Source organism: Methanophagales archaeon, assembly GCA_021159465.1.
Lineage (GTDB): Archaea > Halobacteriota > Syntropharchaeia > Alkanophagales > Methanospirareceae > G60ANME1.
The window spans coordinates 1-2,660 of sequence record JAGGRR010000240.1; the positions used below are offsets into that span (position 1 = coordinate 1).

Genomic DNA, 2,660 nt, shown 5'->3' on the forward strand with positions numbered 1-2,660 from the left:
TCAAAAATAAAGGGGTTAAGCTTGGTGAAATTATCAGATAAGTTTGCATATCTCCATTTTTACCAATTAGTCTGACTTCTCCAAAAGGCTTAAATAATTCAAAGAAAAACCCATTTATTTCCTTGCTCAATGTGTAAAAATATACCCATTTTTCTTTAAAACATTCTTCGCTTTTCAATCTCAAAATTTTGTCATCCAGTCCTATTCCGCCTGCTCGCTTTTTCCATTGCCCTTTTGCAATATAATCTTTTTGTTTTTTGATATTTCTATATTGAGTGTATTTGAACAACATCCTAATAAACACCTTAGCTTTTTCAGGAAAAACCTGATTTATTATCATTTCTGACCACTCACTAGCAAATGGACATATACAACACCCAACTCGTCTTAGTCCATAAATATAGGCATTATTAAAATGTCACTGGCCAATAAAATTCCCCACCTTTTGGTCATTAGAATTCCCCACCTAAAGGTAAGAAAAGTTTTGGAAATTCAGTAGATTTTAAATTAGAATGCCCTACCTTTTAATTACTTTTCAAAAAGGAGGGTATTTAGGGATGAAGGAGTGGGGAATGATAAACAAAATCAAAAAGCAACTTGAAGTAGGCAAGTCCATTTCAGAGATAAGCAGGGAATTAGGGATAGACCGCAAAACAGTGCGTAAATACAGGGATATGACTCATGAAGATATTGCTAAAAAAATGAGCCAAAATAAAAAGCGCTCTAAGAAGGTAGATAAATTCAAGAATTACATCAACAAAAGGATAAAAGAATATGAGGCAGAAGGGAAAATCAATTGTGAATCTCTATTTTATGAACTCAAGGAGCTGGGCTATAAGGGCTCTGCACGAACATTAAGGAGATATGTATCCAGGTTTAGGAAAGACAAAGGTAAGAGGCGTATTTACAAACCATTTGAAACGCCCCCTGGTCACCAGGCAATGGTGGATATAGGGGAGAAGAGAAGGGTAGAAATAGGAGGCAGGCTGACCAACATCTATTTCATGGCCATGGTACTCAGTTACAGTCGCAAGAAATATGTTGAATGGTTTAAAGACCCAATAGATACAACGCAATTCATACACTTTCACCAGCGGGCATTTAAGGCCCTTGGTGGTATTTGCAATCAGATTGTTTATGACCAGACAAAGTTGGCAGTAATAGAAGAGAAGTATGGAGAGATAGAATTTAATGAAGAATTCTATCGGTTTGCACATCAACTGGGATTTGAACCTTATATCTGCCATAAATATGATCCGGAGAGTAAGGGTAAAATAGAGGCCGTAATTAGATACATCAAACATGGCTTTTTATTGGGACGCAGTTTTAAAGACTTCTCTGACCTTGAGTTTCAGTGGGAAAAATGGCTTAAGGAGAGGGGAGATAAAAAGAAGCATGCTACTACACACGAAAGTCCTCTTAAATTATGGGAAAAAGAAAAATTCTATCTTAAGCCATTTCCTATCTATCCTTATGAACCAAGACCCTGTTATCAAAAAAGGAAGGTAACCAAAGATGGTTTGATTAAGGTATTAGGGAATGACTACAGTGTGCCTTATAGCTATCAAGGGAAAGAAGTTAAAATTAGGTTTGATGAAGAAAAAATCCACATTTACAGCTTAAATGAAGAACACATTTATAGCCATTTCAGGTGTATGGAAAGGGGTCAAAGAATAATAGAACCCTCTCACTATCAGAGGCCATATAGTATTTCCACAGAGCAACTAGAGCAACAAGTATTAGATATCTATCCTTTTAATGAAGTGTTTTTATTCCTTAAAGCAAGATTTAAAAGGCACTATCGTGAACAACTCAAAGGTATCATTGGGTTAAAGAAAAGATACCCAAGAGAGGTCTTAGAAAATGCCATAAAAAGGGCAATCATGTTTAAATGCTTAAGTTATGGTCAGGTAGAAAAGATTGCCCATATACTCCAATCTTCTCCTGAAACATTGCCTGAAATAATGCAAAAGCAGGCAGAAATTGCAAATATTCCTATTCATTATGAAATAGAAAAAAGACCATGTAGTTATTATGGACAGCTTTTAATAAACCAAAGGGAGGAGAGCTAAAAATGATAGATATAGAAACCTATAATTGTCTGATAAAAGCACTAACTGCTCTAAAACTCTCTTACATAAGAGAGAACTTAGATGACTATCTAAAACTGGCTGAGGCCAAAAACCTATCTCACCTAGAAGTGCTCTTTGGACTTATGCAAAAAGAGCTTAAAGAGAGGAAACAAAAAAGGATACAAAAAAGATTAAAGGCGGCAGGTTTTCCGCAGCAAAAGAGTTTGGAGGCATTTGACTTTAACTTTCAGACATCAGTTAAAAAACAGAAACTCATCAACTTAGCTGAAGGCAGATGGATAGAGACAAAGACAAACATCATCTTTTTAGGGCCACCTGGGACAGGTAAAACCCACTTAAGCATTGCTTTAGGGATAGAAGCCATAAAAAGGGGCTATAAGGTTTATTTTATCCCTGTGCAGGAATTAGTAGATAAATTCTACACATCTTTGGCCACAGGAGAGATAAAAAAGTTATTTAAAAAGCTGTTAAGTTATGACTGTATTATATTGGATGAAATAGGTTATTTACCGTTAGATAAAAAGGCAGCCAACTATTTATTTCAGCTTATCAGTAAATGTTATGAAC

At 35.5% G+C, this 2,660-nt stretch carries 3 protein-coding genes; 2 read left to right on the forward strand and 1 reads right to left on the reverse strand.

Annotated features, from left to right (window positions below):
* The coding region (locus tag J7J01_09995; protein ID MCD6211190.1) for a hypothetical protein at nt 1–340 on the reverse strand (340 nt) is incomplete at its 3' end.
* 217 nt (nt 341–557) lie between these two features.
* Here J7J01_09995 and istA point away from each other — a divergent pair.
* Nucleotides 558–2,072: an IS21 family transposase gene (istA, locus tag J7J01_10000; GenBank protein ID MCD6211191.1), complete on the forward strand. Its 1,515-nt coding sequence runs from the start codon at nt 558–560 to the stop codon at nt 2,070–2,072.
* Between the two features lie 2 nt (nt 2,073–2,074).
* A partial coding sequence (locus J7J01_10005) for an ATP-binding protein (protein ID MCD6211192.1) occupies nt 2,075–2,660 on the forward strand: 586 nt, incomplete at its 3' end.

Bases quoted from the DNA above. Each gene is read 5' to 3' on its own strand.
- istA (MCD6211191.1), top strand. From the start codon at position 558: ATGAAGGAGTGGGGAATGATAAACAAAATCAAAAAGCAACTTGAAGTA.